This window comes from Cupriavidus necator (genome assembly GCF_016127575.1).
Classification (GTDB): Bacteria; Pseudomonadota; Gammaproteobacteria; order Burkholderiales; family Burkholderiaceae; genus Cupriavidus; species Cupriavidus necator_D.
The window spans coordinates 1,265,076-1,291,165 of sequence record NZ_CP066019.1 but is presented as its reverse complement, the minus strand read 5'-3'; the positions used below and the strand labels follow the sequence as shown (position 1 = coordinate 1,291,165).

Below are 26,090 nucleotides of genomic sequence, written 5' to 3'. Positions count from 1 at the left end.
CCTTCCCATATCCAACCCATCCCAGGAGTACCCATGGACATCAAACGATTCGGCGTCGAAGGCGGCACCGGTACCGGCGGCCAGCACATGCCCTTTGCCCGCGCGGTCGCGGCCGACGGCTGGCTCTACGTCTCCGGCCAGGTGCCGATGGTCAGCGGCGAGGTCATCGACGGCGGCATCGTGCCCCAGACCCACCAGGCCATCAAGAACGTGCTGGCCATCCTGGCCGAGGCCGGCTACGGCCCGGAGCACGTGGTGCGCTGCGGCGTCTGGCTGGACGACACGCGCGACTTCGCCTCGTTCAACAAGATCTTCAAGGAATACTTCGGCGCCAACCCGCCCGCGCGCGCCTGCGTGCAGTCGAGCATGGTGGTGGACTGCAAGGTCGAAGTGGACTGCATCGCCTACAAGAAGCCGGCGGCCTGAGCCTGCTGCCTGCGGATTGCGTGCCCTCTCCCGCTACCGCGGGAGAGGGGAAAAACTAAAAACTAACCCCTGCCGCCACAAGCGGCATTTTTTCCACACAAGGAGACTATATGGGTGCCGTCACCGGAACCACGCTCTTGGTGTATGCGCTGATCGCAGTGATCGCACTGGTGGTGCTGATCGCGCGCTTCAAGCTCAACCCCTTCATTACCCTGGTGGTCGTATCGGTGCTGCTCGGCTTTGCCGTGGGCATGCCGATGGGCGACATCGTCAAGTCCTTTGAAGCCGGTGTCGGCGGCACGCTGGGCCATATCGCGCTGGTGGTCGGCCTTGGCACCATGCTCGGCAAGATGATGGCCGAATCCGGCGGCGCGGAGCGCATCGCGAACACACTGATCGATTTCTTCGGCGCGAAGAACGTGCATTGGGCGATGGCCACCATCGCCTTTATCGTCGGCCTGCCGGTGTTCTTTGAAGTGGGCTTCGTGCTGCTGGTGCCGATCGCCTTCAACGTGGCCAAGCGCACCGGCACGTCGATGGTGCTGGTCGGCATCCCGATGGTGGCCGGCCTGTCCGTGGTGCACGGCCTGATCCCGCCGCACCCGGCCGCGCTGCTGGCGGTGACCGCCTATGGCGCCGACATCGGCAAGACCATCATGTACGCGCTGATCGTTGGCATTCCCACGGCAGCCCTCGCCGGCCCGCTGTTCGCCAAGCTGATGGACCGCTACGTCAAGCTGCCCGAGGTCAACCCGCTGGCGGACCAGTTCACCGAAGAGGATGAGCGCGTCAAGGCATCGCACGAGTTGCCGGGCTTCGGCATCACGGTGTTCACCATCCTGCTGCCCGTGATCCTGATGCTGATCGGCAGCTGGGCCGACCTGTTCACCACGCCCAAGACCTTTGCCAACGACTTCCTGAAGCTGATCGGCAACTCGGTGATGGCGCTGCTGATCGCCGCGCTGGTGAGCTTCTACACCTTCGGCAAGGCGCGCGGCTTCAACCGCGAGACCATCCTCAAGTTCACCAACGAGTGCGTGGCGCCCACCGCCATCATCACGCTGGTGGTCGGCGCCGGCGGTGGCTTTGGCCGCATCCTGCGCGACTCCGGCATCTCCAACGCCATCGTCGACGTCGCCACCGGCGCCAACGTGTCGGTGCTGGTGCTGGGCTGGCTGGTGGCGGTGATGATCCGCATCGCCACGGGCTCGGCCACGGTGGCCATGACCACCGCCGCGGGCATCGTCGCACCGATCGCCGCCAGCGTGCCGGGCACCCGCCCGGAACTGCTGGTGCTGACCACCGGCGCCGGCTCGCTGATCCTGTCGCACGTGAACGACGGCGGCTTCTGGCTGGTCAAGGAATACTTCAACATGACCGTGACCCAGACCTTCCAGACCTGGTCGGTCTGCGAAACCATCATCTCCGTGGTGGCACTGCTGCTGACGCTGGGCCTGGCCACGCTGATCTGAGCGTTACCTCCCGCGCCCCCGCCCCGGGGGCGCGCCGGGCGGCCCCGGCAGGCCCCGGTATCCACCGGGATTGGCTTGCCTGCGCGGGCCATCCCAGCTTCATGGCCGTGACTGCCTTCGACGGCATGGGCGCGGTTTACGAAAGCCGCACGTGCATTTTCAAGAGTCGGCGATTTCCGGATCCGCTGCATGGATTCAAACTTCGCCCGCCCCTGGAAATGCGACATCTCTCATCGATTCCCCTGCACCGACAGCAAATACTGGTGGCGTCATCGGATCACCGATGATCGGGTGTGGAAAGCCCGGATGCCTGACGAGGACAGGCGTTGCGCTTGCAGCATGCAACGCCTGTGTGCTCGCATGGTTCCATGGCGGGCCAAGCGAGGCAGCCGCAAGGCTGGCCGGTTCCACCTCGTCAGACCGGTCTTTCCACCCTCGTTGACTGGCCCGCCGCCCTCACGTGGAAAGGAGTGGCGCGCACTCACCAGTGAGGAATCAATAACGACGATCGATAAGATGACTAACGAATGCTTGCAGCAGGTCCGCGCTGGTATCGACGGAGTTCTCGTACTTCTGGATCACGAAAGCGAACGCTCGGAGGGCTGCTTCAGCGCGCTTTGCCTGCTTGGCATGGTGAAGGCGCAGCTTGATGGACTGCTAGCCGAACGGGAGCGGATGCTGTAGCGGCGCGTTGGTGTGACGGGGCAGTCACCGTCACACCATCCTGCGGGCAACCTTGCCTAGATGCTTTTTTTGATGCACCATAACATCAAATCTGAGGCAGGGAGCATGCTATGCGCACGACCGTCACTATCGATGACGCCCTTTATGAACAAGCACTAGAGATAGCCGACCCTGGCATGGACAAATCTGATCTTTTTCGTGAGGCAATCAAGACTTTCGTGCGGGTGCAAGCAGCCAAGCGCCTCGCGGCGCTGGGTGGCACCGCGCCCGACATGGAAGATGTGCCACGTAGCCGCATGGAACCCGAATCGAAATGAGCGTGCTCGTCGACACCTCTGTGTGGGTGGATCATTTCAAGAACCGCAATGACGCACTGGTCAGTTTGCTCGTGTCGGATCAAGCATTGACCCACCCCATGGTCCTGGTTGAACTAGCCTGCGGCACGCCCCCGGCACCGCGTGCGCGGACACTCGGTGACATCGGGCTGTTGCAGCCCGCAAGGCAGGCCAGCCTGGCAGAGGTAATGGCGTTCATCGAGCACGAGAAATTGCATGGACTCGGTTGCGGCCTGGTGGATGTCTCATTGCTGGCTTCCACTTTGATCACGCCAGGCGCACGGCTATGGACACTGGATCAGCGTCTAAACGACTTGTCAGTGCGTTTTCGTGTGGCGCATCGACCCAAGCTTCACTAGCAGGCTGCTGAAGTACGCCCCGCTACAACCGGATGCTTTCCAACTGTTGGTGTGCCGATGATTCTGCACTGTCACGCCTCGTCCTGCGGGAATCAATACCGATACACCACCTGCAACCCAGCCGTCACCGCGGCCGTATGGAACGCTGCGGGCTTATAGACCGGCATACCGACGAACACGTCATACGAGACTGAGCCCAGCCGCGAGCCCAGCCCTCCGCGTAGTCCAATCACCGCCCCGGTCAGTTGGGTGCCGGCCAGCGCAGTGGTAATCGGCCCGAAGACCCTTCCATAATCGAGTCCTGCATACAGCGCCTGCCCGGCTGCCGCCCAGAGGCGCATGTAGCTCATTGCGCCAATAGAAGCCGCGCTCGCTGGCCAGCAGGTTCTCTCCATCGAAGCCACGCACCGTGTAGCGGCTGCCGATGGTGAGCGCATCAATGTAGTAGAGCCGGTCGTTGGTGAACTGGCCGTGGAAAGTGGTGACATACCGCAGCGGCAGCTCGCCCAGCTTGAACGGTACCGACAGGTTGGCGTCCGCCACGAGCATCCGATAGCGCCAGGTGGGGCCGCCACTGTCGGCCAACACATCGTCCTGCGCGCCGAATCCGCCGAGGCCCTGGCGATAGGCCAGCGTGCCGTCGAACTGCGCCGCGCCGAAGTAGTGGCGATCCGTGATGCCCGCCTCGAGCACCGTATTGTTGCGGCGCTGCTGCGCGATCTCGGTGTCCTCGATGAAGCTCTTGCCAAAGCGCCGGGTCAGGCGAAACTGCATGCCGAACACATCGTTCTGGCTGCGGTTGAGCACGCGGTGCAGCTTCAGGTCCGCTGTCTCCGACTTGCCGCTGGAGATGAAGGTCTGATTGACACCGGCGATCTGCTGGAAATAGTTGTTCACCGAGTAATAGCCATTCCAGCCACGCGTGCCTGTTCCTTGTTGGCGAAGCCCAGATCCTGGTTGTAGCCGACGTTGAAAAGGTCGTTCAGGCCGAGCGGATTGTCCAGACTCACGCTCAGGTTGCCCTGCCACTTGCCGGTCGAGCGCGTGCCGGAATTGTCCACCGAGGCCACCACCGTCCAGGGCTTGCCGCGTTTGACGGCGATCACCACGTCGCTCACGCCCGGCGCCTTCGTCGGCACGATCTGCATGTCCACATCCTGGGCTCGGCACACGCTTCATTTGCTCCAGGCCTTGCTCAAGGTCGCGCAGGTTCAGCAAGTCGCCTGGGTGCGGGGAAAGCCGATTTCCGGGTGCCCCACAGGTCGGGCTCGGCGAAGCGCAGTTCGCCTATGACGCCGGGGAGCAGTGCCAGCTTCAGCGTGCCGGAACTCAAGTCCTGCTCGGGTACCAGCACGCGGGTGGTGACGTAGCTCTTGTCCGGCAACCTCCAGGTAGCCGCGCAACTGGCTCGGCAGTGTGCCGGTGGCCTGGTTGACGATGATGCGGGCCGAGCCGCCCGGCAGCAGGTTCGGGTTGCCGTTGACGTACCCCGCCTGCTGGGTAGCCACGATCGACGGCGAATTGTTCAGGATGATGCCGGCCTTGGGGACGTCGAACTGGGTGTAGGCGTTGACGGACACGCCGGCGGTGGACGGCCGGGTGATATTGACCTGCTGCAGCCCGTTCGCGGTCTGGACCACGGCGGGCCGGTTGGCGCCCGCGTTCGGGTCCGCCACCACCTGTGCGCTGGCCGCCCATGGCAGCCCCATTGCGCACCAGGCGGCCAGGGTCGTTGCCGGCAGGCCGAAGCGCGCCATGCGGGTGAACGCCGGAGCCTGTGTGCCGCGTGACCCGGCGATGCGCCCCTTGCCCAGGCCGCTCGCCGATTCCTCGACCGCCATCAGCATGGCGCGTGACCGATTGAAGACAAGGCGGTAGCAACGGCGATTCATGATCTGGGTAACGGCACACGGTTTGATACGTGCGCAACTTTACCCAAGCCACTAAGGAATAAATGTTAAAAATCTCAAAATGAGACAAAACATGAAAATCTGAATTGCCTGATTGATTCCACAAGAAATTTAACGTTAGTGGCTCATTTTCGCCTGTGTCCGGAGCCACCGCGCCCCGCCAGGCCGCGCTCACCAGCGCATCCAGCCGCGCCTTGCCATTCCCCGCCCTGAACGGCGAAGTCTGCCGCGCAACCGATCAACGCAACGGTTTACAAGGCTCCGCCCACCGCCTAAGGTCAACCAGTAAGTGACTTGCCGGGAACCATCCCATGTCGATCGACCGCCGCTCCTTCCTCAGCCTTGCAGCAGGCCTGGCCGCTACCGGCCTCGGCCCTGTGCTGCCGGCTCATGCCGCCACCGTCGCCGCCCCCTTGCGCCGCAATATCCCGGGCACCACCGAAGCCCTGCCCGTGATCGGCATGGGCACCGCCGACACCTTCAACGTCGGCACCGGCGCCGCCGAACGCAAGCCGCTGGCGGAGGTAATGGGCCTGCTGCTGCAGAGCGAAGGTTCGGTCGTCGATACCGCGCCCAGCTACGGCAGCGCAGAGGCCGTGACCGGCGACCTGCTGCGCGCGGCCAACGCCCGCAGCCGGGTGTTCCTGGCCACCAAGATCTCGGCCAAGTCCGGCGCGCCCGCGCAGGCGCAATGGGCGCGCTCGCTGGCCGACCTGCATGTAGACAAGGTCGACCTGCTGCAGATACACAACCTGATTGACTGGCAGGCCAACCTGCGCTGGCTGCGCGAGCTGAAGGAACAGGGCCGCATCCGCTACCTGGGCGTCACCCACTACCGCGACGATGCGCACGAGGCACTGGAGAATATCGTGCGCAGCGAGCGCGTGGACTTTGTCCAGATCAACTATTCAGTGGCCGAGCGCAATGCCGAGCGCACGCTGCTGCCGCTGTGCGAAGCACGCGGCGTGGCGGTGCTGATCAACCGGCCATTTCAGGACGGGCGCCTCTTTCGCGCCGTCAAGGACCGACCGCTGCCGCCGTGGGCCGGCGATATCGACTGCGGCTCGTGGGCCCAGCTGTTCCTGAAGTTCATCGTCAGCCATCCCGCCGTGACCGCGGCGATCCCGGCCACCTCCAAGCCGCCCAACATGGCCGACAACCTCGGCGCCGGACTGGGCCGCATGCCTGACCCCGGCCAGCGCGAGCGCATCGCCGCGCTGCTGCGCTGAGCGGCAATCTATCGTGGACGATCCCGCGCGCGAGGCGCCTGCCGGCGGCCTGGCCCGGCTGCGGCGCGGCTTCGGCATCCGCCCCGGCGAGACCGGCGCCGTGGTGGCCGGCTTCCTGTTTTTCTTCTGCCTGTTCGCCAGCTATTTCATGCTGCGCCCGGTGCGCGAGACCATGGGCATTGCCGGCGGCGTGAAGAACCTGCAGTGGCTGTTCACCGCCACCTTTGTCGTGATGCTGGCCGCGATCCCGCTGTACGGCGCGGTCTGCGCGTGGCTGCCGCGGCGCCGCTTCGTGCCCTGGGTGTACGCCTTCTTTATCGCCAACCTGCTTGGCTTTGCGCTGGCCACTCGCGCCCTGCCTGACAACGTCTGGCTGGCGCGCGTGTTCTATGTGTGGCTGTCGGTGTTCAACCTGTTCGTGGTGTCCGTGGCATGGAGCCTGATGGCCGATGTGTTCCGCCCCGAGCAGGCGCGCCGGCTGTTCGCATTGCTGGCCGCCGGCGCCAGCGCGGGCGGGCTGGCCGGCCCCGTGCTGGGCGGCTGGCTGGTGCCGCAGATCGGCCTGACCGGGCTGATGCTGCTGTCGGCAGCGCTGCTGGCCGCAACGCTGCCGGGCGTGGGCTGGCTGTTCGGCTGGCGCCGCCGCGCCGGCGCGGGCGTGGTGCAGCCGGGCGAAGCCCCGGCCGGCGCGGCGCAGGATCCGGCCAACCCCATCGGCGGCGGGCTGCTGGCCGGGCTGTCGCTGCTGCTGCGCTCGCGCTACCTGCTTGGCATCGGCCTGTTCGTGATCCTGCTGGCCACGGCCAGCACCTTCCTGTATTTCGAGCAGGCGCGGCTGGTGGCCGAGGCCTTCCCGGAGCGCACCCGCCAGACCCAGGTCTTCAGCGCGCTGGATGCTACCGTGCAGGCGCTGACCATCCTGGTCCAGCTCTTCTTCACCGGCCGCATCGCGCGCCGCTATGGCGTCACCGTGCTGCTGACCGCGGTGCCGCTGGCGGTGACCTGCGGCTTTCTCGTGCTGGCGATGCTGCCGACCTTCGGCGTGCTGGCCGGCGTGATGATCCTGCGGCGCGTGGGCGAATACGCGCTGCTGCGCCCCGGGCGCGAGATGCTGTTCACCGTGGTCGATCCCGAGACCAAGTACAAGGCCAAGAACGTGATTGACACCGCGGTCTACCGTGCGGGCGATGCGGTCAGTGCGTGGGTCAAGACGGCGATCGATGCGCTGTCGGGCCATCCCGCCACGGTGGCGCTGGCTGGCGCCGTGCTGGCGCTGGTGTGGGCGGGGCTGGGCTGGTGGCTGGGGCGGCGGCATGAGGGGCAGTTGCGACCGCCGGATGCCAGCCTCAGCCGTGCAGTGGGAAATACCGCTGCACGCTAATGCCCGGGACAAGGGTTTTCCCGGTTGACGCTGTGCCTGCGAAGCCATACATTGGTCACGCAGATCTAGATAAGAGACCATCTGTAAGATGGTCTCTTCGCGCCTTGCAGTTGCTGCGGCCTCTTACAGAACAAATAAGAGGAGACCGCCGTGCAACACTCTGCCATCAAGATTCGTGGCATCGATGATGTCATTGCCTACATAGATTCCTGCCCGGGCATTCGCGGCAGGGCCGGTGTCATCTGGTGGCTCGCACTCGGCGGGCTATTCCTTGACGCGTTTTCCAATTCTGCGCTGAGCGCCGGCCTCGGGCCGATGACGCGCAACCTTCAACTCGCGCCTGCAAAGGTCGCCCTGTTGACCTCGTTTGCCTCCTGGGTGGCCATTGCCTTCAACCCTATCGGCGGCTGGATGGCCGACCGCTGGGGCCGCGTCCGCCCGCTGGTTCTCGCCAAGGTCCTGGCCGTGGCCGGCGCATTGCTGGTGGTGTTTGCCCCCGGCTTCGAGGTGATCCTGGCTGGTCGCTTCTTTGTCGGCGCGGCCTACGGCATCGACTTTGCCATCGCCATGGCGGTGCTGGCGGAGTTCACGCCGGTGAAACTCAAGAGTCGGCTGAACACGTGGCAAGGCATGTGGTACACGGCCGTCTGCTCCAACCTGCTGCTGGCACTGCTGTTCTACTCCTGGGACGTTGGCGATACGATCTGGCGCTACTCGGTGGCAGCCACCGCGGTCTTCGGCGTGGTCATCCTGCTGCTGCAGGGCCTGTTCCTGGTGGAAAGCCCGATCTGGCTGGCACGCAAGGAATTGCTCGATGCCGCCGCACACGCCATGACGCGCATCTACGGACGTGAGTTCGTTGCCGCCCCGCCCGCGGAACGCATCCCCGTCCTCAACCAGGCGCGCCGCGGCCTGGCCAACGTTCTGCTGATCTTCCGCGGCGTCTACCTGCCGCGCACCGTGCTGGCGGCCACCGTGCAGATCGGGCAGTCGATCCAGTACTTCGCGATCGGCTGGTACCTGCCGCTGATCAGTGCGGCCCTGTTCGGCAAGGACTTTGTCTACGCGACCATCGGCGCGCTGGTTTTCAACGTCTGCGGCATCTTTGGCGGCTTCCTCTCGCCCTTGATAGGCCGCAAGCTGGGCCTGCGCCGCGCCTCGGCGTTCGGCTTTGCGGCGGTATTCGCCATGCTGCTGATCCTGGGCCTGTTCAACGGCAAGATGCCGATGTGGATGGCAGTGGTGGTTCCGTCGCTGTTCATCCTGTTCCACTCGGGCGGGCCCGGCGCGAATGGCAAAAGCCTGTCGTCACTGTCCTTCCGCAGCGAACTTCGCGCGGGCGCCAACGGCATCATCGGCGCGCTCGGCGCCATCGGCGCTGCACTGGGCCTGCTGGTGTTCCCGCTGTTCCGCGCACAGTATGGGCTGGAAACCACCTTCCTGATTCTCTCTGTGGTCCCGCTGCTGGCCAGCATCATCTGCTTTGCGATCCGCTGGGACCCGACCCGCACCACCATCAACCCCGACAATGAAGCCGATGCCCCGCAGTTCAAGGGCGATGTGCCGGACGCTCCGGGTTTCATGAATCCCGCGATTGAGAAGGCCCGCCCATGACCCAGCGCAGAAATGTCATCCTTGCGATCGATGAGGGCACCTCAGGCACCCGGGCAGCGGTGGTCGCCGCTGACGGTCATGTCATGTGCCTCGAGTACACCACGCTTGAGGTCCGTTCGCCCTGCCCTGGCGTGGTCGAGCAGGACGCCGACGTCCTGCTCGACAAGACCCTGGCAGTTTGCCGCGCCACCCTGGCACAGGCTGCCCGCGAAAACCTGACCGTCACCGCCCTCGCCATCGCGACCCAGCGCGCCACCGCGGTACTGTGGGACACGCAGACCGGACGTGCGCTGGTACCCGCCATGGTGTGGCAGGACACGCGATACGCAGCCGATCTGGATCAGCTTGCGCCGGCATGGGACGCGACTCTGCGCGAAGCAGTCGGCCGCCCCACCGGTGTGCGCTCGCCTTACCTATGGGCGGCGCGGCACCTGCGCGACACGCCGGCTGTGGCTGACGCCTTCCGTGCGCGCCAGCTCGCCTTCGGCACCATCGACAGCTGGCTGCTTTGGCACCTGTCGACGGCACGCACGTGCATCACCACGCCGACCAACGCCACTTCCTGCAACGCCTATGTACTGACCGGGCATCGCTACCAGCTCGACTGGATCGACGCGCTTGGCTTTCCGCGCGAGCTGCTGCCTGAGCTGCGCCAGGATGCGGACAACTTCGGCCGCACGCGGCCGGACGTGCTGGGGATTGACGTGCCGATCCTGGCTTGTGCCGGGGACCAGCTCGCCGGCGCAATCGGCCTGGGATGTCTCGATGCCGGCCAGGCGATGTGCCTGCATGGCACCGGCAGCTTCGTCGACCTGGTAGTCGGTCCGAACCTTCCTGCCCGCAGCGGCAAGTCGGACAGCACCCTGACCATGACCGCGCGCCGGCAACTGGGCGTGTCGCATTTCTCCGTCGAAACCTTTGTCGCCACCACCGGCTCCGCGCTCAACTGGGTCTGCGACAAGCTCGGCTGGTTCGAGAACGCCAGGCAAATCAGTGCGCTGGCCAGCACCGTTGCGTCTTCACGAGGCGTGACCTTTATTCCCGCGCTGACCGGCCTGCGCGTCCCACGCATGCAGCCCGAGGCGCGCGCCGCACTGACCGGCATCTCGATGGCAACGACGCAGGCCGAGATGGCCTTTGCCATCCTTGAAGGCATTGCGCATTCGGTGACTTCCTGCATCGAGGCCAACCGGGAGATCGCGGGCGTGCCGGTGTCGGAGCTCGTGGTTGGCGGCGGCTTGTCCGGCAGCGATGCGCTGCTGCAGATGCAGGCGGATCTCAGCGGAATTTCCATCCACCGCATGAAGGAGACCGACCGCGCCAGCCTGCGCGGCATCGCTTACCTTGCCGGCTCGTCCGGCCTGCTTTGGGATTCCATGCAGCAGGCCCGGACCACCACCACCCCGGACGCAGTATTCGAACCGGCGATCAGCGCCGATGAGCGCGCCCAGCGGCGCGCGCTCTGGCATGCGCGGGTGGCATCCGAGCTCAACCATGCGGACGCGCTTGCGGTCCATTAATCAGGAGCAATAACAGACATGGTGATTTTTCCATCCCGCAGCGCTAACCGCGAGCGCGCCGCCATGACCAGCACCGAGCCGTTGCGGCTGGTGCGCCGGGACCTGCTCGACCGCCTGGAGGCGGATGCGTTCGACATCCTGGTGGTCGGCGGCGGCGTGACGGGCGCCTACGCCGCGCTGGATGCCAGCTTGCGCGGCTATCGCGTGGCGCTGGTTGAAAAGTGCGACTTCGCCGCGGGGACCTCTTCCAAGTCATCCAAGATGGTGCACGGCGGCCTGCGCTATATCGAGCAGGGCAATCTCGGCCTGGTACGCCATTCACTGCTGGAGCGCCAGCGCCTGCGCCGCAACGCGCGCCACCTGGTGCAGCGGCTGCCGTTCCTGTTCCCGGTGATGGAGCGCAACGGCGTGTTCGACAAGCGCCTCGCCAAGGCCTTCGAGAGCCTGCTCTGGACCTACGACCTCGCTGGTGGCTGGCGCGAGGGAATCCTGCACCAGAAGCTGACCAAGGCCGAGGTGCTGTCCCACTGCCCGACCTTCAATGAGGAACATCTGACCGGCGGCTACCTGTACTTCGATGCGCGCGTCGATGATGCCCGCCTGACACTGAACATCGCGCGCACGGCAGCGTTCCACGGAGCGGCCGTGGTCAATCACGCGACCGTCGCCGAGATCACCCGCGACGGCCACGGCAAGGTGGATGGCGCCATTGTCCACGCCGGCGAGCGCGAGATCCGCGTGCGCGCAGGCGTGGTCATCATGGCAACCGGCGTCTGGCTGCGCGACTGGACCGGCCGCAGGAAGGGCGAGGCCAGGACCCTGCACATTCGCCCTGCCAAGGGCGTCCACGTTGCCATCCCGTGGCTGAAGATCCGCAATGACTGCACGGTGACGATCCCGGTGCCCGGGCGCAGCCGCCGGGCAACGATCACGCGGTGGGGCAATGTGTCCTACCTCGGCACCACCGACGAAGACTATGAGGGCGACCTCGACAATGTCATGTGCACCCGGCAGGAGCTCGACTTCCTGCTGGAGGGCGCGCGCTCGGCACTAAAGACCGACCTGACGGCGGATGACGTGGTCGGCAGCATCGCGGGGTGCCGCCCGCTGGTGGCGCCGCCCGGCGGCAAGACCCTGGAAATCAAGCGCAATCACGAGATTCATACCGCGGACGACGGCCTGGTGACCATCGTCGGCGGCAAGCTCACGACCTCGCGGCACATGGCCGAGCAAACCATCGATGCGGCGCAGAAGGTCATCGGCAAGCGCAGCAAGTGCCTGACCAGATCGGCCTATCTGCTCGGGGCGGCTGGCTATGACGCGCAGGCCATCGTCGCATCCGGCGGCATGTCCGCGCACCTGGGCGAGCGCTATGGCACGGAGGCGCGCTTTGTCAGTGACATCCTGCAGGCGGACGCCACCCTTGCCAGGCCGATCGTCGAAGGCCTGCCGTATACGGAAGCCGAAATCGTCTACGCCGTGCGCCATGAACTGGCCGGCACGGTTGACGACGTCTTGTCACGACGCATCCGCGCCCGCCTGATGGCGCGCGATGCCTCCGCCCGCGCCGCAGCGCGGGTGGGCCAGATCCTCCAGGCCGAACTCGGATTGTCCGAAGCGGCCGTGGCGCGGCAGGTCAGCGAATACCTGGCCGCCGTCGCCCTCGAAAAATCCGTCCTCATGGGAGACTCAGCATGATCAGCAAGGAAGCCATCAAGCGCGGCTACAACCGCGGCAACTACGTCGTCGGCGCCCACACGCCGCCGGGCTATGCGGCGAACATCCAGGGCACCCCGGATGCGCCGGGCCTGCAACGCGACACCATTGCCGTCTGCGCGGCCGATATTGCGGCCTTGCGCAAGGTGGCCGACGAGGTCCTGACCGATACCGCCGACGTCGTGGCGTGGACGCGCGACTGGTGGGCAGGATCGATGATCACGGAGACCGCCGGCAGGCCCGCCACGCCGCGCGGGGTCATCGTGCGCGCTTCCACCGTGGAACAGGTGCAGGCAGTCATGCGCATTGCCAGCGCCAGTGCCATTCCGGTCACCGTATCGGCCGGCCGCAGCAACGTGACGGGCGCCGCCCTGCCCGTGCGCGGCGGCATCGTGCTGGACGTGTGCGGCCTGAACCAGTTGGTCGGATTCGACAAGGACAGCCAGATCGTCGACGTGGAAGCCGGCATGTTCGGCGACATTTTCGAACAGACCGTGCAGAAGGAATTCGGCATGACGATGGGCCACTGGCCATCGTCGTACGCGATCAGCACGGTCGGCGGATGGGTAGCCTGCCGCGGCGCCGGTCAGTTGTCCACGCGCTACGGCAAGATCGAGGACATGGTGTTCGGCATGGATGTGGTGCTGGCCGACGGCAGCCTCGTCACCGTGGGCGGCTACTCGCGCGCGGCATTGGGCCCGGATCTGCAGCAACTGTTCATCGGGTCCGAGGGCATGCTGGGCGTGATCGTGCGCGTGCGCCTCAAGCTGCACCGCCTGCCCGACTACGGGCGCGCCATCGCCTATGGCTTCAAGACCTTTGCCATCGGCCTGGAGGCCTGCCGCGAAATCATGCAGCGCGGGGCCAATCCCGCGGCGCTGCGGCTCTATGACGAACTGGAGAGTGGCGTGCAGTTCGGGCTGCCGGACACCAACGTCCTGCTGGTTGCCGACGAGGGGGCGCGCGAGATGGTCGATGCGGTGATGACGATCAGCGAGCGCGTGTGCCAGGAACTTGGTGACAAGCTGGACAGCGAGTCCATTTTCGAGCGCTGGCTCGACACGCGCTACCTGACCGGCAAGAGCGCCGAGGGCTTCAAGCGCAGCCCCGGCTTTGTCGCCGACACGCTCGAAATGTCGGGACCGTGGCGCGACCTGGCTGCCATCTACGCGGACGTGGTCAAGGCCATCAATGCCGTGCCGGGCACCCTCGCCGGCTCCGCGCACCAGTCGCACGCCTATGTGGACGGCGCCTGCCTGTACTTCTCGCTGCGCGGTGAGGTCGCGGTGGAAGACCGCCAGAAGTGGTATCGCCAGGCATGGGATGCTGCCAATGCGGTGCTGATCCAATACAATGCGGCACTGAGCCACCACCACGGAATCGGACTGTTGCGCGCGCCATACATGGCCCCGTCGCTGGACACGGCGTTCCCGCTGCTGGCGGCGGTCAAGCAGGCACTCGACCCGCAGAATATCCTGAACCCAGGCAAGCTGGGTCTCAGTGACGTGCTCACCAACGAACCGAAGTAACCAGCATGGACAGGTCCCTCGGTGCGCGCCTGACGCGACACCCCGTCATCGGCACACTCTACGGTGTTGACCAGATCGACGCCATTTTTGAAAGCGTGGCCGAAGTCTGCATTGTCGCCAACGTGGAACTGCGCAAGCTGCAGCCCGTCATCGCCACGCTGGCCAGCGCCGGCAAGTACGTCATCGTCAATATCGACAGCTGCGAAGGCTTGTCGCAGGACAAGGGCGGGGTGGAGTACCTGGCCGACATCGGGGTGACCAGTCTGGTCTCCACGCGCGTGGCAACGATCCAGCGCGCCAACCGCGCCGGCATGGTGACGATGCAGAAGGTCTTTGTGACCGACCGCTCCACCTGGCCGCGCAGCGTCAAGGCGCTCGAACAGAGCGACCCGAACCTGGTGCAGCTGATGCCGGCACCGATGCTGTCGCACCTGCCAGAAGCGGACCGCAAGGCGCTGCCGCCGATCGTGACATCAGGCTTTGTCTGCAATCGGGATGATATCCGCAGCGCGCTCGCACAAGGCGCTGTGGCCGTCTCCACCAGCGACCGCAAGCTCTGGAACCTGGAAGCGAGAGCGCTGAAGGCGTAAGAGTCCCGCCTGGGCAGTTTCGCTGACCGCTGATCGGCCAAAACTGGCCTGCAGCCGCAGGAAGATCGTATAGTCATGTCCTCGGACCTGGCTTGCCCCGCGCCGCGCCGGCCTGCGCCGCGCAGCCTGCAAGCCACCCCCCACATTCCTGATCCCGGAGGACTCCCCCATGAAAACCAAAGCCGCCATCGCCTGGAAAGCCGGCGCCCCGCTGACCATTGAAGACGTGGACCTGGACGGCCCGCGCGCCGGGGAAGTGCTGGTGGAAGTCAAGGCCACCGGCATCTGCCATACCGATTACTACACCCTGTCCGGCGCCGACCCGGAAGGCATCTTCCCGGCAATCCTGGGCCATGAGGGCGCCGGCATCGTCACCGACGTTGGCCCCGGCGTGACCTCGCTCAAGCCCGGCGACCACGTGATCCCGCTGTACACGCCGGAATGCCGCCAGTGCAAGTTCTGCCTGTCGCGCAAGACCAACCTGTGCCAGGCGATCCGCGCCACGCAGGGCAAGGGCCTGATGCCGGACGGCACCTCGCGCTTTTCCATCGACGGCAAGCCGATCTTCCACTACATGGGCACCTCGACCTTCGCCAACCACATCGTGGTGCCGGAGATCGCGCTGGCCAAGATCCGCCCGGATGCGCCGTTCGACAAGGTCTGCTACATCGGCTGCGGCGTCACCACCGGCGTGGGCGCGGTGCTGTTCACCGCCAAGGTGGAAGCCGGCGCCAACGTGGTGGTGTTTGGCCTGGGCGGCATCGGCCTGAACGTGATCCAGGCGGCCAAGATGGTGGGCGCCGACAAGATCATCGGCGTGGACCTGAACCCGGGCCGCGAAGCCATGGCGCGCAAGTTCGGCATGACCCACTTCATCAACCCGAAGGACGTGGAGAACGTGGTCGACCACATCATCCAGCTGACCGACGGCGGTGCAGACTATTCGTTCGAATGCATCGGCAACACGCAGGTCATGCGCCAGGCGCTGGAGTGCTGCCACAAGGGCTGGGGCAAGTCGATCATCATCGGCGTGGCCGAGGCCGGCGCGGAGATCTCGACGCGCCCGTTCCAGCTGGTGACCGGGCGCGAGTGGAAGGGCTCGGCCTTTGGCGGCGCGCGCGGGCGCACCGATGTGCCCAGGATCGTCGACTGGTACATGGAAGGCAAGCTCAATATCGACGACCTGATCACGCACACGCTGCCGCTGGAGCGCATCAACGAGGGCTTCGACCTGATGAAGCGCGGCGAGTCGATCCGCTCCGTGGTGCTCTACTGAGGACGGCGCCGACATGGAACTGATCTCGCAACACGGCTGCCACGGCGGCGTGCAGCGCTTCTATCGCCATGATTCGACGGCGATCGGGCTGCCGATGCGTTTCTCGGTCTACCTGCCGCCGCAGGCGCAGGCAGGCGGCAAGGTGCCGGTGCTGTTCTACCTGGCCGGCCTGACCTGCACCGAGGAAACCTTCATGATCAAGGCCGGTGCGCAGCGCTTTGCCGCCGAGCACGGCCTGATGCTGGTGGCGCCCGATACCAGCCCGCGCGGAGCGGGCCTGCCGGGCGAGGCCGATGCCTGGGACTTCGGCGTGGGTGCCGGGTTCTATGTCGATGCCACCGAGGCGCCGTGGCAGGAGTACTGGCGCATGGAAAGCTATGTGGCCGACGAACTGTTCGGGCTGGTCACCACCGCCTTGCCGGGCGATGCCGGCCGCGTCGGCATCTTCGGGCATTCCATGGGCGGGCACGGCGCGCTGGTGCTGGCGCAGCGCCATCCGCAGCGCTTCCGCTCGGTGTCGGCGTTTGCGCCGATCGCCGCGCCGTCACGCTGCCCGTGGGGTGAGAAGGCGTTCACTGGCTACCTCGGCACGGACCGCGCCGCGTGGGCTGAGTACGACGCCAGTGAACTGATGGCACGCCAGAATGGGGCGCCCTTCCCGGCCGGCATCCTGGTCGACCAGGGACTGGACGACCAGTTCCTGCAAAGCCAGCTGCATCCGGAAGCCTTCGCGGCAGCCTGCCAGGCCGTCGGCCAGCCGCTGACGCTGCGCCGGCACAGCGGCTACGACCACGGCTACTACTTCATCACCAGCTTTATCGCCGATCACATCCGCCACCACGCGGCACAGCTGTAGACGCGCCGCATCAACCTTCCGCCACGCGGCGGTATGCCCCCGGGCGCGATCCGGTCCAGCGCCGGAACGCCCGGTGGAACGCGCCCGGCTCGGCAAAGCCGAGCTCGGCCGCGATATCCGCGACCGGGCGGCCCGAATGGCTGAGCGCCTCGATGGCAAGATCGCGCCGCAGCGCGTCCTTCAGGTCCTGGTAGCTGACGCCCTCCTCCATCAGCCGGCGCCGCAGCGATGATGCCGACAGGTTCAGGCTGATCGCCAGATCTTCAAAGGTGGGCCATTGATCCGGGCGTTGGTTACGCAGCAGCCTGCGCACGCGCGCGCCCACGCTGGCGCGGTCGGAGTACTTCACCACCACGTTGTGCGGCGCATCGCGCAGGAAGGCCTTCAGGCTGCGCTCGTCCTGGCGCACCGGCTGCTCCAGCAGTGCCGCGTCGAAGACCAGCGCCGTGGCCGGCTGCCCGAACGCCAGCTGGCGCGAATACATGACGCGGTATTCCGCGCTGTACTGCGGCTCGTCGTAGTCGAAGGCCGCCAGCCGCACCGGCACGCGCCGCCGCAGCAGCCAGCTCATCAGGCCATGCAGCATGATCAGCATGGTTTCCTTGGCAAACACGCCGGGCTGCCGCCCCAGGTGTGCGCAGGGCGCGGTCAGCACCAGCGCGGCCTCGTCGCCGTGGCGCTCCAGCCGCACGCCGATATCGTCCAGCAGCAGCCGGAAGTACCGCGTGATGCGCTCCAGCCCCTGCCCCAGGGTGCGGCTGCCCGCCACCGCGTGGCACAGCATGGCAAAACTGCCGCACTTCATGCTGCGCGAATCCTGCCCGAAGAATTCATCGTCCAGCGCCGCCGCCACGGCCATCCACAGCTCGCTGTAGCTGGCGGCCGATACGCGTGACTGCGGCACCGCCAGCAGCGCCGGCGCAATGCCAGAGCCGCGCAGCACCGGATCCGGGTCGATGCCGCGCGCGCGCAGCCCCGCGATGGCGTGGTGGACGAAACAGATGGCGACACTGCCTTTTTCCATGGCGCTGGAGGGTGGCAAACGAGTTCACGAAGATTGGCGGATTTTGGCATAGGAGCCCGCCTCCGGCGTTCCTACACTGCCCGCAGGTCAAACGCCAAGCGCGCATTCTGCCTGACTTGCCGCGCGGCTCCAAACCCCCACCCTCATCTGCCATGCACAGCGACTACACCGAAGAGCAAACCATGATCCGCGACAGCGCGCGCGCCTTTGCCAGCGAACGGCTGGCAGTGGGCGCCGCGCAATGGGACCGCGACGGCCGCCTGCCCGATGAAGTCGTCGCCGAGATGGGCGCGCTGGGGCTACTGGGCATGATCGTTCCCGAGGAATGGGGCGGCACCTATACCGACTACGTCGCCTATGCGCTCGCCATCGAAGAAATTGCCGCCGGCTGCGCCGCCTGCGCCACGATGATGAGCGTGCACAACTCGGTCGGCTGCGGGCCGGTCCTGCACTATGGCACCGATGCGCAGAAAGAACGCTACCTGGCGCGGCTGGCCAGCGGCGAGCTGATCGGCGCGTTCTGCCTGACCGAGCCGCAGGCCGGCTCCGAGGCGCACAACCTGCGCACGCGCGCGCGCTTCACCGACAACGGCTGGGTGCTCAACGGCAGCAAGCAGTTCGTCACCAACGGCCAGCGCGCCGGTGTGGCGGTGGTGTTCGCCTCGACCGAGCCCGAGCGCGGCAAGAAGGGCATCTCGGCCTTCCTTGTCCCCACAAACACCCCCGGCTTTATCGTCCACGCCCCGGAGAAAAAGCTCGGCATCCGCGCCTCGGACACCTGCGCGATCACGCTGGAAGACTGCACCGTGCCGCATGACGCACTGCTGGGCGAGCCCGGCGAGGGCCTGCGCATTGCGCTGTCCAACCTGGAAGGCGGACGCATCGGCATCGCCGCGCAGGCAATCGGCATTGCACGCTCAGCCTTCGAGGCCGCATGTCGCTATGCATCTGAACGCATCCAGTTCGGCCGCGCACTGCGTGAACACCCGCCCATTGCCAACATGCTGGCCGACATGGCCACCGAGCTGAACGCCGCGCGCCTGCTGGTGCACCGCGCCGCGCGCATGCGCAGCGAAGGCGTGCCGTGCCTGTCCGAAGCCTCGCAGGCCAAGCTGTATGCGTCCGAGCTGGCCGAGCGCGTGTGCTCCAAGGCGTTGCAGATCCACGGCGGCTACGGCTACCTCGAAGACTACCCGGTCGAGCGCCACTACCGCGACGCCCGCATCACCCAGATCTACGAAGGCACCAGCGAGATCCAGCGCATGCTGATCGCGCGCAGCCTGTAGTCCCCCATCCCTTGCCAACAGAACCAGACCTTCCGGAGACAACCATGAGTGCCGTGCCCAAGACCGACAATGCCGTGCCGACCGTGCCGCTGCTGATCAACGGCGAATGGGTGGATTCATCCGCCACCGAATTCCGCAACGTGGTCAATCCCGCCACGCAGGAAGTGCTGGCACGCGTGCCGCTGGCCACTGCAAGCGAGGTCGCCGCTGCCGTGGGCGCCGCACACCGCGCCTTTGCCACGTGGCGCCACACGCCCATCGGCGCACGGCTGCGCGTCATGCTGCGCTTCCAGGCCCTGATCCGCGAGCACAGCAAGCGTATCGCCGCCATCCTGACCGCCGAGCAGGGCAAGACCCTGGCCGATGCCGAGGGCGACATCTTCCGCGGGCTGGAGGTGGTCGAACACGCCTGTTCGATCGGCACCCTGCAGCAAGGGGGCTTTGCCGAGAACGTGGCCGCCACCGTCGACACCTACACGCTGCAGCAGCCGATTGGCGTGTGCGCGGGTATCACCCCGTTCAACTTCCCGGCGATGATCCCGCTGTGGATGTTCCCGATGGCGATCGTGTGCGGCAATACCTTTGTGCTCAAGCCGTCGGAGCAGGACCCGCTGTCCACCGTGGAGCTGGTCAAGCTGGCGCTGGAAGCCGGCGTGCCGCCGGGCGTGCTGAACGTGGTGCACGGCGCCAAGGACGTGGTCGATGCGCTGTGCACGCACCCGGACATCAAGGCGGTGTCGTTCGTGGGCTCGACCGCCGTTGGCACCCATGTCTATAACCTGGCCAGCGCGCACGGCAAGCGCGTGCAGTCGATGATGGGCGCGAAGAATCATGCCGTGGTACTGCCCGATGCGCACAAGGAGCAGACGCTGAACGCGCTGGCCGGTGCAGGCTTCGGCGCGGCCGGCCAGCGTTGCATGGCCACCTCGGTGGTGGTGCTGGTGGGGGCGGCACGCGACTGGGTGCCCGACCTGGTCGAACGCGCCAAGACCCTGAAAGTCGGCGCCGGCGCTGAAGCAGGCACCGATGTCGGCCCCGTGGTATCGGTGGCGGCAAAGGAACGGATCCTCGGCCTCATCGCCGCCGGCGAGCGCGAAGGCGCGACGCTGGTGCTGGATGGCCGCGGCGTGGAGGTGCCGGGCTTTCCGCAGGGCAACTTCATCGGCCCGACCATCTTTACCGATGTCCGGACCGACATGTCGATCTACACCGAGGAGATCTTCGGGCCGGTGCTGGTGGTGATCGGCGTCGATACGCTGGACGAGGCCATCGCCCTGGTCAACCGCAACCCGTTCGGCAACGGCACCGGCGTGTTCACGCAGAGCGGCGCCGCGGCGCGCAAGTTCCAGAGCGAGATCGACGTGGGCCAGGTCGGCATCAACATCCCCATCCCGGTGCCGGTGCCCTACTTCAGCTTCACCGGATCGCGTGGCTCCAAGCTGGGCGACCTGGGTCCGTACGGCAAGCAGGTGGTGCAGTTCTATACGCAGACCAAGACGGTGACGGCGCGGTGGTTTGATGACGCGACGGTCAACGATGGGGTGAACACCACCATCAGCCTGAAGTAATCGGGCGGCATTCAAGAACGACACGGAAGGAGACCCCATGCATATCGCCTTCATCGGCCTCGGCAACATGGGCGCGCCCATGGCGCGCAACCTGCTCAAGGCCGGCCATACGCTGACCGTATTCGACCTGAACGCCGCGGCGGTGGCGTCGCTGTGCGCCGAGGGCGCCGCCACCGCGGATTCCGCCCGAAAGGCCGTGGCCGAAGCAGACTTTGTCATCACCATGCTGCCCGCCGCTGCCCATGTGCGCAGCGCCTACCTGGGCCCGGAAGGCGTGCTGGCCGGCGTGCGCCCGGGCGTGCCGCTGGTGGATTCCAGCACCATCGACCCCGCCACCGTGCGCGAACTGGCCGCTGCCGCCGAGGCGCACGGCAATGCGCTGGCCGATGCACCGGTCTCCGGCGGCACCGTTGGCGCCCAGGCCGGCACGCTGACCTTCATGGTCGGCGCCACCGAAGCACTGTTCGCCCAGGTGCGCCCGGTGCTGGCCGGCATGGGGCGCAACCTGGTCCACTGCGGCGGCACCGGCACCGGCCAGGTCGCCAAGATCTGCAACAACCTGATCCTCGGCATCTCCATGATCGGCGTATCCGAGGCGATGGCGCTGGGCGTCAAGCTGGGCATCGACGCCAATGTGCTGGCCGGCATCGTCAATACCTCCACCGGCCGCTGCTGGGCCTCGGATACCTGCAACCCCTGGCCCGGCGTGATCGAGGCCGCACCGGCCGGGCGCGGCTACACCGGCGGCTTTGGCGCCGACCTGATGCTCAAGGACCTGGGCCTGGCCAACGACGCCGCGCGCAGCGTGAAGCAGCCGCTGTTCCTGGGCGCGCTGGCGCAGCAGGTCTACCAGGCCGTGAGCCATGCCGGCGACGGCCAGCTCGACTTCTCCGGCGTGATCCGCCAGTACCTGTCCGCCGCCGACAAGGAGGGCAAGCAATGATCGAGTTCGCCCTGCACGGCCACGTCGCCACGCTGACGCTGAGCCGCCCGCCCGCCAACGCCTTCACTGCGGAAGGCCTGCAGCAGTTGCGCGAGCTGGTGGCAAAGATCGACGCCAACCCCGAAGTGCGCGCCGTGGTGGTCACCGGTGCCGGCGAGAAGTTCTTCAGCGCCGGCGCCGACCTGAACGGCTTCGCCGAGGGCGACCGCGCCCATGCCCGCGTGATGGCGCAGCAGTTCGGCAGCGCCTTCGAGGCCCTGCAGAACGCGCGGCCCGTGGTGATCGCCGCGATCAACGGCTATGCCATGGGCGGCGGGCTGGAATGCGCACTGGCCTGCGATATCCGCATCGTCGAGGAACACGCGCAGATGGCCCTGCCTGAAGCCGCGGTCGGCCTGCTGCCGTGCGGCTGCGGCACGCAGACGCTGCCGTGGCTGGTCGGCGAAGGCTGGGCCAAGCGCATGATCCTGACCAACGAGCGCGTGGATGCCGCCACCGCGTTGCGCATCGGGCTGGTGGAAGAAGTCGTGCCGCGCGGCCAGGCCATCGCCACCGCGCTGGCGATGGCTGAGCGCGCCTGCAACGTGAGTCCCCGGGCCGCCGCGCACAGCAAGCGGCTGGTGCACCTTGCGCGCCAGGGCGTGCCACGCCAGGCCGCGCTGGCGCTGGAGCGCGAGCGCTTTGTCGACCTGTTCGACGATGCCGACCAGCGCGAGGGGGTCAACGCTTTCCTCGAGAAACGAACGCCGCAATGGCGCAACGCCTAGGAGCCCGCCATGCGCCTGACTGAAGAGACCAAGGCCGCCAACCTGGATGCCGCCGAGCCGGAGGTGCTGTTCCAGGTCGTCAACGGTGTCGGCATTGCCACGCTGAACCGGCCGCGCCAGCTCAATGCCCTGTCGTACCCGATGATCGTCGCGCTCGGTGCGCAGATGGAAGCCTGGGCGCGGGATGACGCCGTCCGCGCAGTGGTGCTGCGCGGCGCCGGCCCCAAGGCCTTCTGCGCCGGCGGCGACATCCGCGCGCTGACCGACAGCTACCGCGACGGCACCCCGCTGCACCGGCGCTTCTTCATCGACGAATACACGCTGGATTACCGCCTGCACCGCTATCCCAAGCCGCTGGTGGCGCTGATGGACGGCATCGTCATGGGCGGCGGCATGGGCCTGGCGCAGGCCGCGCACCTGCGCATCGTCACCGAACGCTCGCGCGTGGCCATGCCCGAAACCGGTATCGGCCTGGTGCCGGACGTGGGCGCCAGCCATTTCCTGTCGAAGCTGCCGGTGCAGCTGGCGCTGTACCTGGGACTGACCGGAGTCACCATCGGCGCGGCCGACGCGCTGCTGTGCGGGCTGGCCGATGCCGCGGTGGACAGCGCCACGCTGGCCGGGCTGGAGCAGACCCTCGCCGGCATCGCCTGGGGCCATGACGCGCTCGCTGACCTGCGCCATGCGCTGGTGCGCGAGCCGGTGGCCAGCGCCGCCGACGCGCCGCTGCTGCAGGTGCTGCCGGCGCTGCTGCAGCACTTCCCGGCGCATGCCACGCTGCCCGAGATCCTGGCCGGACTGGCCTGCCAGGACGACCCGGCCTACACCGCCTGGGCCACGCGCACCATCGACGTGCTGCGCACCCGCTCGCCGCTGTCCGCCTACGCCACGCGCGAACTGCTGCTGCGCGGTCGCCGCATGGACCTGGCCGACTGCTTCCGCATGGAACTGGCGGTGGTGGTCAACACGTTCTCGCAGGGGGACTTCATCGAAGGCGTGCGCGCGCTGATCGTCGACAAGGACAACACGCCGCACTGGCGCATCGCCAGCTATGAAGCCGTCGATGACGTCGCCGTGCAGGCGCTGTTCCGGCCGTGGTGGGCACCGGGCGAACAGCCGCTGCCCCTGCCCGCCTGAGCGGATGCACCACCGTGAGCCTCGACGCGCTGCTGGCGCGCAGCCCCTGGGCGGCGGCACTGACCCCGGAGCAACGCCAGCGCGTGCGCGCCGAACTGCGTGAGCGCGCGGTGCCGCAAGGCGCCTATGTCATCCGCAAGGGCGACCTGGCCGACTGCTGGCTTGGCATCGCACAAGGCCTGGTCAAGGTGCATTGCGCATCGCCCTCGGGCAAGCGCGCGACGCTGACCGGCGTGCCGGCCGGTGGCTGGCTCGGTGAAGGCTCCCTGCTCAAGCGCGAGGCGCTGCGCTATGACGTAGTGGCCCTGCGCGATTCACGCATCGCCTGCATGCCGGGGGCGACGTTCCGCTGGCTGCAGGAGACCAGCCTTCCCTTCAACCGCTATCTGCTCGACCAGCTCAATGAAAGGCTGGGCCTGTTTATCGCCACCGTAGAGCATGAGCGGCTGCACGGCATCGAAGGACGCGTGGCGCGGGCGCTGGCTACGCTATTCCATCCCGTGCTATGCCCTTCCGGACCGGGCCCGGCGTTGCATCTGACGCAGGAAGAAGTCGGCCTGCTGGCGGGCATCTCGCGCCAGCGGGCTAATGCGGCGCTCAAGGTGCTGGAGGATGAAGGCTTGCTGGCGGTCAAGCACAGCGTGGTGCATGTGCTTGACCTGGAGGCGCTGCGCCGCTACTGAGCGCAGCGCTGGTTCATGCCTGCGCGGTTGATGCCGGCTTGACCAGCCCGTCGGCCCGGAACATCGCCTTGATGCCCCGCACCGCCTGCCGGATGCGCGATTCGTTCTCGATCAGGGCAAAGCGCACATACTCGTCGCCATAGTCGCCAAAGCCGATGCCCGGCGAGACCGATACCTTGGCCTTGGCCAGCAGCTGCTTGGAGAATTCCAGCGAGCCCAGCGCGCGGTACGGCTCGGGAATCCGCGCCCAGATATACATCGACGCCTTCGGGATCTCCACCGGCCAGCCTGCTTCGATCAGCCCGCGCGCCAGCACGTCACGGCGCGACTGGTACTGCGCGGCGATCTCGCTGACGCATTGCTGGTCGCCCTCCAGCGCGGCAATGGCCGCGATCTGCAGCGGCGTGAAGGTGCCGTAGTCGTGATAGCTCTTGATGCGCGTCAGCGCCGCCACCAGGTCCGGGTTGCCCACCATGAAGCCCACGCGCCAGCCCGCCATGTTGTAGCTCTTGGACAGCGTGAAGAACTCCACCGCGATGTCCTTGGCGCCCGGCACCTGCATGATCGACGGCGCCTTCCAGCCATCGAACACGATGTCGGCATAGGCCAGGTCGTGCACCACGAAGATGTCGTGCTTGCGTGCCAGCGCAATCACGCGCTCGAAGAAGTCCAGCTCCACGCATTGCGCGGTGGGGTTGGACGGAAAGCCCAGCACGATCATCTTCGGCTTGGGATAGCTGCCGCGGATGGCGCGCTCCAGCTCGGCAAAGAAATCGATGCCCGGCACCAGCGGCACCGAGCGGATATCCGCGCCGGCAATGACCGCGCCGTAGATATGGATGGGGTAGCTGGGATCGGGCACCAGCACCGTGTCGCCGCGGTCCAGCGTGGCCAGCATCAAGTGCGCCAGGCCTTCCTTGGACCCGATGGTGACGATGGCCTCGGTATCCGGGTCAATCTCCACGTCATAGCGTTCGCGGTACCAGTGCGCGATCGCGCGGCGCAGCCGCGGGATGCCCTTGGAGGCCGAATAGCCGTGCGTATCGGGCCGTTGCGCCGCTTCCGTGAGCTTGGCCACGATATGCGCCGGCGTGGCGCCATCGGGGTTGCCCATGCTCATGTCGATGATGTCCTCGCCACGGCGGCGGGCGGCCATCTTCAGCTCGGCGGTGATATTGAAAACGTACGGGGGAAGGCGATCGATGCGCGCAAAGCGGCGCTTGCCAGAAGCGGCAGTCATGGAGGAAGTCCTTTACGTAAGCGCCCGGAACCGTCCGAGCGACGTCGGCAGCCGTTGTCTCGGCTGCCGGAGACTCATGTTAGCGGGGATGCGGCGAATGCACAACGGTCACGTGAGGCCGCGCGAAAGATCAAAGCAGCTTGCCGCCCGGCGGACGCGTCGGCCGGTCCGGCGGCAGGTTGCGCACGATGCAGTCCAGCGCGCGCGAATCTGACTTGCCGCCAAGCGCCGCGCTGACCGAATCCCGATACTGCGTTGGCGAGATGCGCTGGTAGTAGAGCCGCGAGGTCTGGTCCAGCCAGTAGACGTAGTTGTCGTCGCCCCTGCTGCCACTGGTGCGCAGCCAGTCGCTGATATTGCTGGAGCCAACCACCATGTTGGGGCAAGCGGTCTGCAGCGAATCGAGATAGGCATTGAAGCCCTTGGCCTGGATATTGCGCACGGAGTCCGGCGCACAGGCCGCCAGCAACGCTGCGCAGGCGCAGGCCAGCGCGAAGCGCCGGCTGATCGTGAAGCGGCGAAAGGTGGGCGAAGGCTGCACGGCA

At 66.7% G+C, this 26,090-nt stretch carries 23 protein-coding genes and 2 pseudogenes; 20 read left to right on the top strand and 5 right to left on the bottom strand.

Translation table 11 applies throughout. The features are described from left to right. Positions 1 to 33 precede the first annotated feature (33 nt). The 5 genes from I6H87_RS24885 (at position 34) to I6H87_RS24865 (ending at position 3,276) form a co-directional block, all read left to right on the top strand. Positions 34 to 426, top strand: coding sequence for a RidA family protein (locus I6H87_RS24885; RefSeq protein ID WP_010814139.1), 393 nt, complete (start codon positions 34 to 36; stop codon positions 424 to 426). Positions 427 to 536: 110 nt separating this feature from the next. Further along, positions 537 to 1,898 carry a GntP family permease gene (locus I6H87_RS24880; RefSeq protein WP_010814138.1) on the top strand — a complete coding sequence of 454 codons (1,362 nt, stop codon included), beginning with the start codon at positions 537 to 539 and terminating at the stop codon, positions 1,896 to 1,898. 516 nt (positions 1,899 to 2,414) lie between these two features. Continuing rightward, complete coding sequence (locus I6H87_RS24875) at positions 2,415 to 2,582, top strand: DUF1484 family protein (RefSeq protein WP_232626219.1); 168 nt, start codon at positions 2,415 to 2,417, stop codon at positions 2,580 to 2,582. A gap of 110 nt (positions 2,583 to 2,692) precedes the next feature. After that, the gene (locus I6H87_RS24870) at positions 2,693 to 2,899 is read left to right on the top strand and encodes a type II toxin-antitoxin system VapB family antitoxin (RefSeq protein WP_010814136.1); all 207 of its coding nucleotides are present in this window, start codon (positions 2,693 to 2,695) and stop codon (positions 2,897 to 2,899) included. Then, entirely contained in the window at positions 2,896 to 3,276 is a 381-nt protein-coding gene (locus tag I6H87_RS24865) for a type II toxin-antitoxin system VapC family toxin (RefSeq protein WP_011617075.1), read from the top strand. Before I6H87_RS24870 ends, I6H87_RS24865 begins: the two co-directional genes overlap by 4 nt. A gap of 92 nt (positions 3,277 to 3,368) precedes the next feature. Here the strand turns inward: I6H87_RS24865 and I6H87_RS24860 are convergent. Continuing rightward, positions 3,369 to 4,651: pseudogene (locus I6H87_RS24860) on the bottom strand (ShlB/FhaC/HecB family hemolysin secretion/activation protein); the annotation flags it as partial. Between the two features lies 1 nt (position 4,652). Continuing rightward, positions 4,653 to 5,168: pseudogene (locus tag I6H87_RS34505) on the bottom strand (two-partner secretion domain-containing protein); the annotation flags it as partial. Positions 5,169 to 5,497: 329 nt separating this feature from the next. Between I6H87_RS34505 and I6H87_RS24850 the strand changes: the two are divergent. The 9 genes from I6H87_RS24850 (at position 5,498) to fghA (ending at position 16,897) form a co-directional block, all read left to right on the top strand. Then, entirely contained in the window at positions 5,498 to 6,415 is a 918-nt protein-coding gene (locus I6H87_RS24850) for an aldo/keto reductase (RefSeq protein WP_011617074.1), read from the top strand. A 13-nt stretch (positions 6,416 to 6,428) separates the two neighbouring features. Further along, on the top strand, positions 6,429 to 7,796 hold the full coding sequence (locus I6H87_RS24845) for an NTP/NDP exchange transporter (protein WP_011617073.1): 1,368 nt from the start codon (positions 6,429 to 6,431) through the stop codon (positions 7,794 to 7,796). A 150-nt stretch (positions 7,797 to 7,946) separates the two neighbouring features. Further along, complete coding sequence (locus I6H87_RS24840; protein WP_011617072.1) at positions 7,947 to 9,410, top strand: MFS transporter; 1,464 nt, start codon at positions 7,947 to 7,949, stop codon at positions 9,408 to 9,410. Then, a complete protein-coding gene (locus tag I6H87_RS24835; RefSeq protein ID WP_011617071.1) occupies positions 9,407 to 10,930 on the top strand; it encodes an FGGY family carbohydrate kinase in 1,524 nt (507 codons plus the stop codon). The genes I6H87_RS24840 and I6H87_RS24835 overlap by 4 nt, the downstream gene beginning before the upstream one ends. An 18-nt stretch (positions 10,931 to 10,948) precedes the next feature. Further along, complete coding sequence (locus I6H87_RS24830) at positions 10,949 to 12,628, top strand: glycerol-3-phosphate dehydrogenase/oxidase (protein WP_010814127.1); 1,680 nt, start codon at positions 10,949 to 10,951, stop codon at positions 12,626 to 12,628. Beyond that, a complete protein-coding gene (locus tag I6H87_RS24825; RefSeq protein ID WP_010814126.1) occupies positions 12,625 to 14,175 on the top strand; it encodes an FAD-binding oxidoreductase in 1,551 nt (516 codons plus the stop codon). Before I6H87_RS24830 ends, I6H87_RS24825 begins: the two co-directional genes overlap by 4 nt. Before the next feature lie 5 nt (positions 14,176 to 14,180). Continuing rightward, positions 14,181 to 14,765: a glycerol-3-phosphate responsive antiterminator gene (locus I6H87_RS24820; RefSeq protein ID WP_010814125.1), complete on the top strand. Its 585-nt coding sequence runs from the start codon at positions 14,181 to 14,183 to the stop codon at positions 14,763 to 14,765. 169 nt (positions 14,766 to 14,934) lie between these two features. Beyond that, positions 14,935 to 16,041 (top strand): S-(hydroxymethyl)glutathione dehydrogenase/class III alcohol dehydrogenase, encoded by a 1,107-nt coding sequence (locus tag I6H87_RS24815; protein WP_010814124.1) that lies wholly within the window; start codon positions 14,935 to 14,937, stop codon positions 16,039 to 16,041. Positions 16,042 to 16,054: 13 nt separating this feature from the next. Beyond that, the gene (fghA, locus tag I6H87_RS24810; RefSeq protein ID WP_010814123.1) at positions 16,055 to 16,897 is read left to right on the top strand and encodes an S-formylglutathione hydrolase; all 843 of its coding nucleotides are present in this window, start codon (positions 16,055 to 16,057) and stop codon (positions 16,895 to 16,897) included. 10 nt (positions 16,898 to 16,907) lie between these two features. On the opposite strand, the gene I6H87_RS24805 is transcribed toward fghA, so the two are convergent. After that, complete coding sequence (locus I6H87_RS24805; protein ID WP_010814122.1) at positions 16,908 to 17,921, bottom strand: AraC family transcriptional regulator; 1,014 nt, start codon at positions 17,919 to 17,921, stop codon at positions 16,908 to 16,910. Positions 17,922 to 18,073: 152 nt separating this feature from the next. Here I6H87_RS24805 and I6H87_RS24800 point away from each other — a divergent pair, with 152 nt between their 5' ends. Genes I6H87_RS24800 through I6H87_RS24775 form a run of 6 tightly spaced genes read left to right on the top strand, consistent with a single transcriptional unit; the run spans position 18,074 to position 24,305 of the window. Then, positions 18,074 to 19,207, top strand: coding sequence for an acyl-CoA dehydrogenase family protein (locus I6H87_RS24800; RefSeq protein ID WP_010814121.1), 1,134 nt, complete (start codon positions 18,074 to 18,076; stop codon positions 19,205 to 19,207). A 44-nt stretch (positions 19,208 to 19,251) separates the two neighbouring features. Beyond that, positions 19,252 to 20,775 carry a CoA-acylating methylmalonate-semialdehyde dehydrogenase gene (locus I6H87_RS24795; RefSeq protein ID WP_010814120.1) on the top strand — a complete coding sequence of 508 codons (1,524 nt, stop codon included), beginning with the start codon at positions 19,252 to 19,254 and terminating at the stop codon, positions 20,773 to 20,775. A gap of 37 nt (positions 20,776 to 20,812) precedes the next feature. Beyond that, positions 20,813 to 21,718, top strand: a complete 906-nt coding sequence (mmsB, locus tag I6H87_RS24790; protein WP_011617070.1) for a 3-hydroxyisobutyrate dehydrogenase — start codon at positions 20,813 to 20,815, stop codon at positions 21,716 to 21,718. Next, positions 21,715 to 22,485: an enoyl-CoA hydratase gene (locus tag I6H87_RS24785; protein ID WP_010814118.1), complete on the top strand. Its 771-nt coding sequence runs from the start codon at positions 21,715 to 21,717 to the stop codon at positions 22,483 to 22,485. Before mmsB ends, I6H87_RS24785 begins: the two co-directional genes overlap by 4 nt. Before the next feature lie 9 nt (positions 22,486 to 22,494). After that, entirely contained in the window at positions 22,495 to 23,622 is a 1,128-nt protein-coding gene (locus I6H87_RS24780; protein WP_011617069.1) for an enoyl-CoA hydratase/isomerase family protein, read from the top strand. A 14-nt stretch (positions 23,623 to 23,636) separates the two neighbouring features. Beyond that, complete coding sequence (locus I6H87_RS24775; RefSeq protein WP_011617068.1) at positions 23,637 to 24,305, top strand: Crp/Fnr family transcriptional regulator; 669 nt, start codon at positions 23,637 to 23,639, stop codon at positions 24,303 to 24,305. A gap of 13 nt (positions 24,306 to 24,318) precedes the next feature. Here I6H87_RS24775 and alaC read toward each other — a convergent pair whose 3' ends face one another. After that, entirely contained in the window at positions 24,319 to 25,545 is a 1,227-nt protein-coding gene (alaC, locus tag I6H87_RS24770) for an alanine transaminase (RefSeq protein ID WP_011617067.1), read from the bottom strand. 130 nt (positions 25,546 to 25,675) lie between these two features. Next, positions 25,676 to 26,086 carry a hypothetical protein gene (locus I6H87_RS24765; protein ID WP_010814114.1) on the bottom strand — a complete coding sequence of 137 codons (411 nt, stop codon included), beginning with the start codon at positions 26,084 to 26,086 and terminating at the stop codon, positions 25,676 to 25,678. Positions 26,087 to 26,090: the final 4 nt, after the last annotated feature.

Bases quoted from the DNA above. Each gene is read 5' to 3' on its own strand.
- I6H87_RS24870 (WP_010814136.1), top strand. From the start codon at position 2,693: ATGCGCACGACCGTCACTATCGATGACGCCCTTTATGAACAAGCACTA.
- I6H87_RS24820 (WP_010814125.1), top strand. From the start codon at position 14,181: ATGGACAGGTCCCTCGGTGCGCGCCTGACGCGACACCCCGTCATCGGC.
- I6H87_RS24815 (WP_010814124.1), top strand. From the start codon at position 14,935: ATGAAAACCAAAGCCGCCATCGCCTGGAAAGCCGGCGCCCCGCTGACC.
- I6H87_RS24825 (WP_010814126.1), top strand. From the start codon at position 12,625: ATGATCAGCAAGGAAGCCATCAAGCGCGGCTACAACCGCGGCAACTAC.
- alaC (WP_011617067.1), bottom strand. From the start codon at position 25,545: ATGACTGCCGCTTCTGGCAAGCGCCGCTTTGCGCGCATCGATCGCCTT.
- I6H87_RS24885 (WP_010814139.1), top strand. From the start codon at position 34: ATGGACATCAAACGATTCGGCGTCGAAGGCGGCACCGGTACCGGCGGC.
- I6H87_RS24795 (WP_010814120.1), top strand. From the start codon at position 19,252: ATGAGTGCCGTGCCCAAGACCGACAATGCCGTGCCGACCGTGCCGCTG.
- I6H87_RS24785 (WP_010814118.1), top strand. From the start codon at position 21,715: ATGATCGAGTTCGCCCTGCACGGCCACGTCGCCACGCTGACGCTGAGC.
- I6H87_RS24865 (WP_011617075.1), top strand. From the start codon at position 2,896: ATGAGCGTGCTCGTCGACACCTCTGTGTGGGTGGATCATTTCAAGAAC.
- I6H87_RS24850 (WP_011617074.1), top strand. From the start codon at position 5,498: ATGTCGATCGACCGCCGCTCCTTCCTCAGCCTTGCAGCAGGCCTGGCC.
- I6H87_RS24780 (WP_011617069.1), top strand. From the start codon at position 22,495: ATGCGCCTGACTGAAGAGACCAAGGCCGCCAACCTGGATGCCGCCGAG.
- I6H87_RS24805 (WP_010814122.1), bottom strand. From the start codon at position 17,921: ATGGAAAAAGGCAGTGTCGCCATCTGTTTCGTCCACCACGCCATCGCG.
- I6H87_RS24875 (WP_232626219.1), top strand. From the start codon at position 2,415: ATGACTAACGAATGCTTGCAGCAGGTCCGCGCTGGTATCGACGGAGTT.
- I6H87_RS24830 (WP_010814127.1), top strand. From the start codon at position 10,949: ATGGTGATTTTTCCATCCCGCAGCGCTAACCGCGAGCGCGCCGCCATG.
- mmsB (WP_011617070.1), top strand. From the start codon at position 20,813: ATGCATATCGCCTTCATCGGCCTCGGCAACATGGGCGCGCCCATGGCG.
- I6H87_RS24835 (WP_011617071.1), top strand. From the start codon at position 9,407: ATGACCCAGCGCAGAAATGTCATCCTTGCGATCGATGAGGGCACCTCA.
- I6H87_RS24800 (WP_010814121.1), top strand. From the start codon at position 18,074: ATGCACAGCGACTACACCGAAGAGCAAACCATGATCCGCGACAGCGCG.
- fghA (WP_010814123.1), top strand. From the start codon at position 16,055: ATGGAACTGATCTCGCAACACGGCTGCCACGGCGGCGTGCAGCGCTTC.
- I6H87_RS24880 (WP_010814138.1), top strand. From the start codon at position 537: ATGGGTGCCGTCACCGGAACCACGCTCTTGGTGTATGCGCTGATCGCA.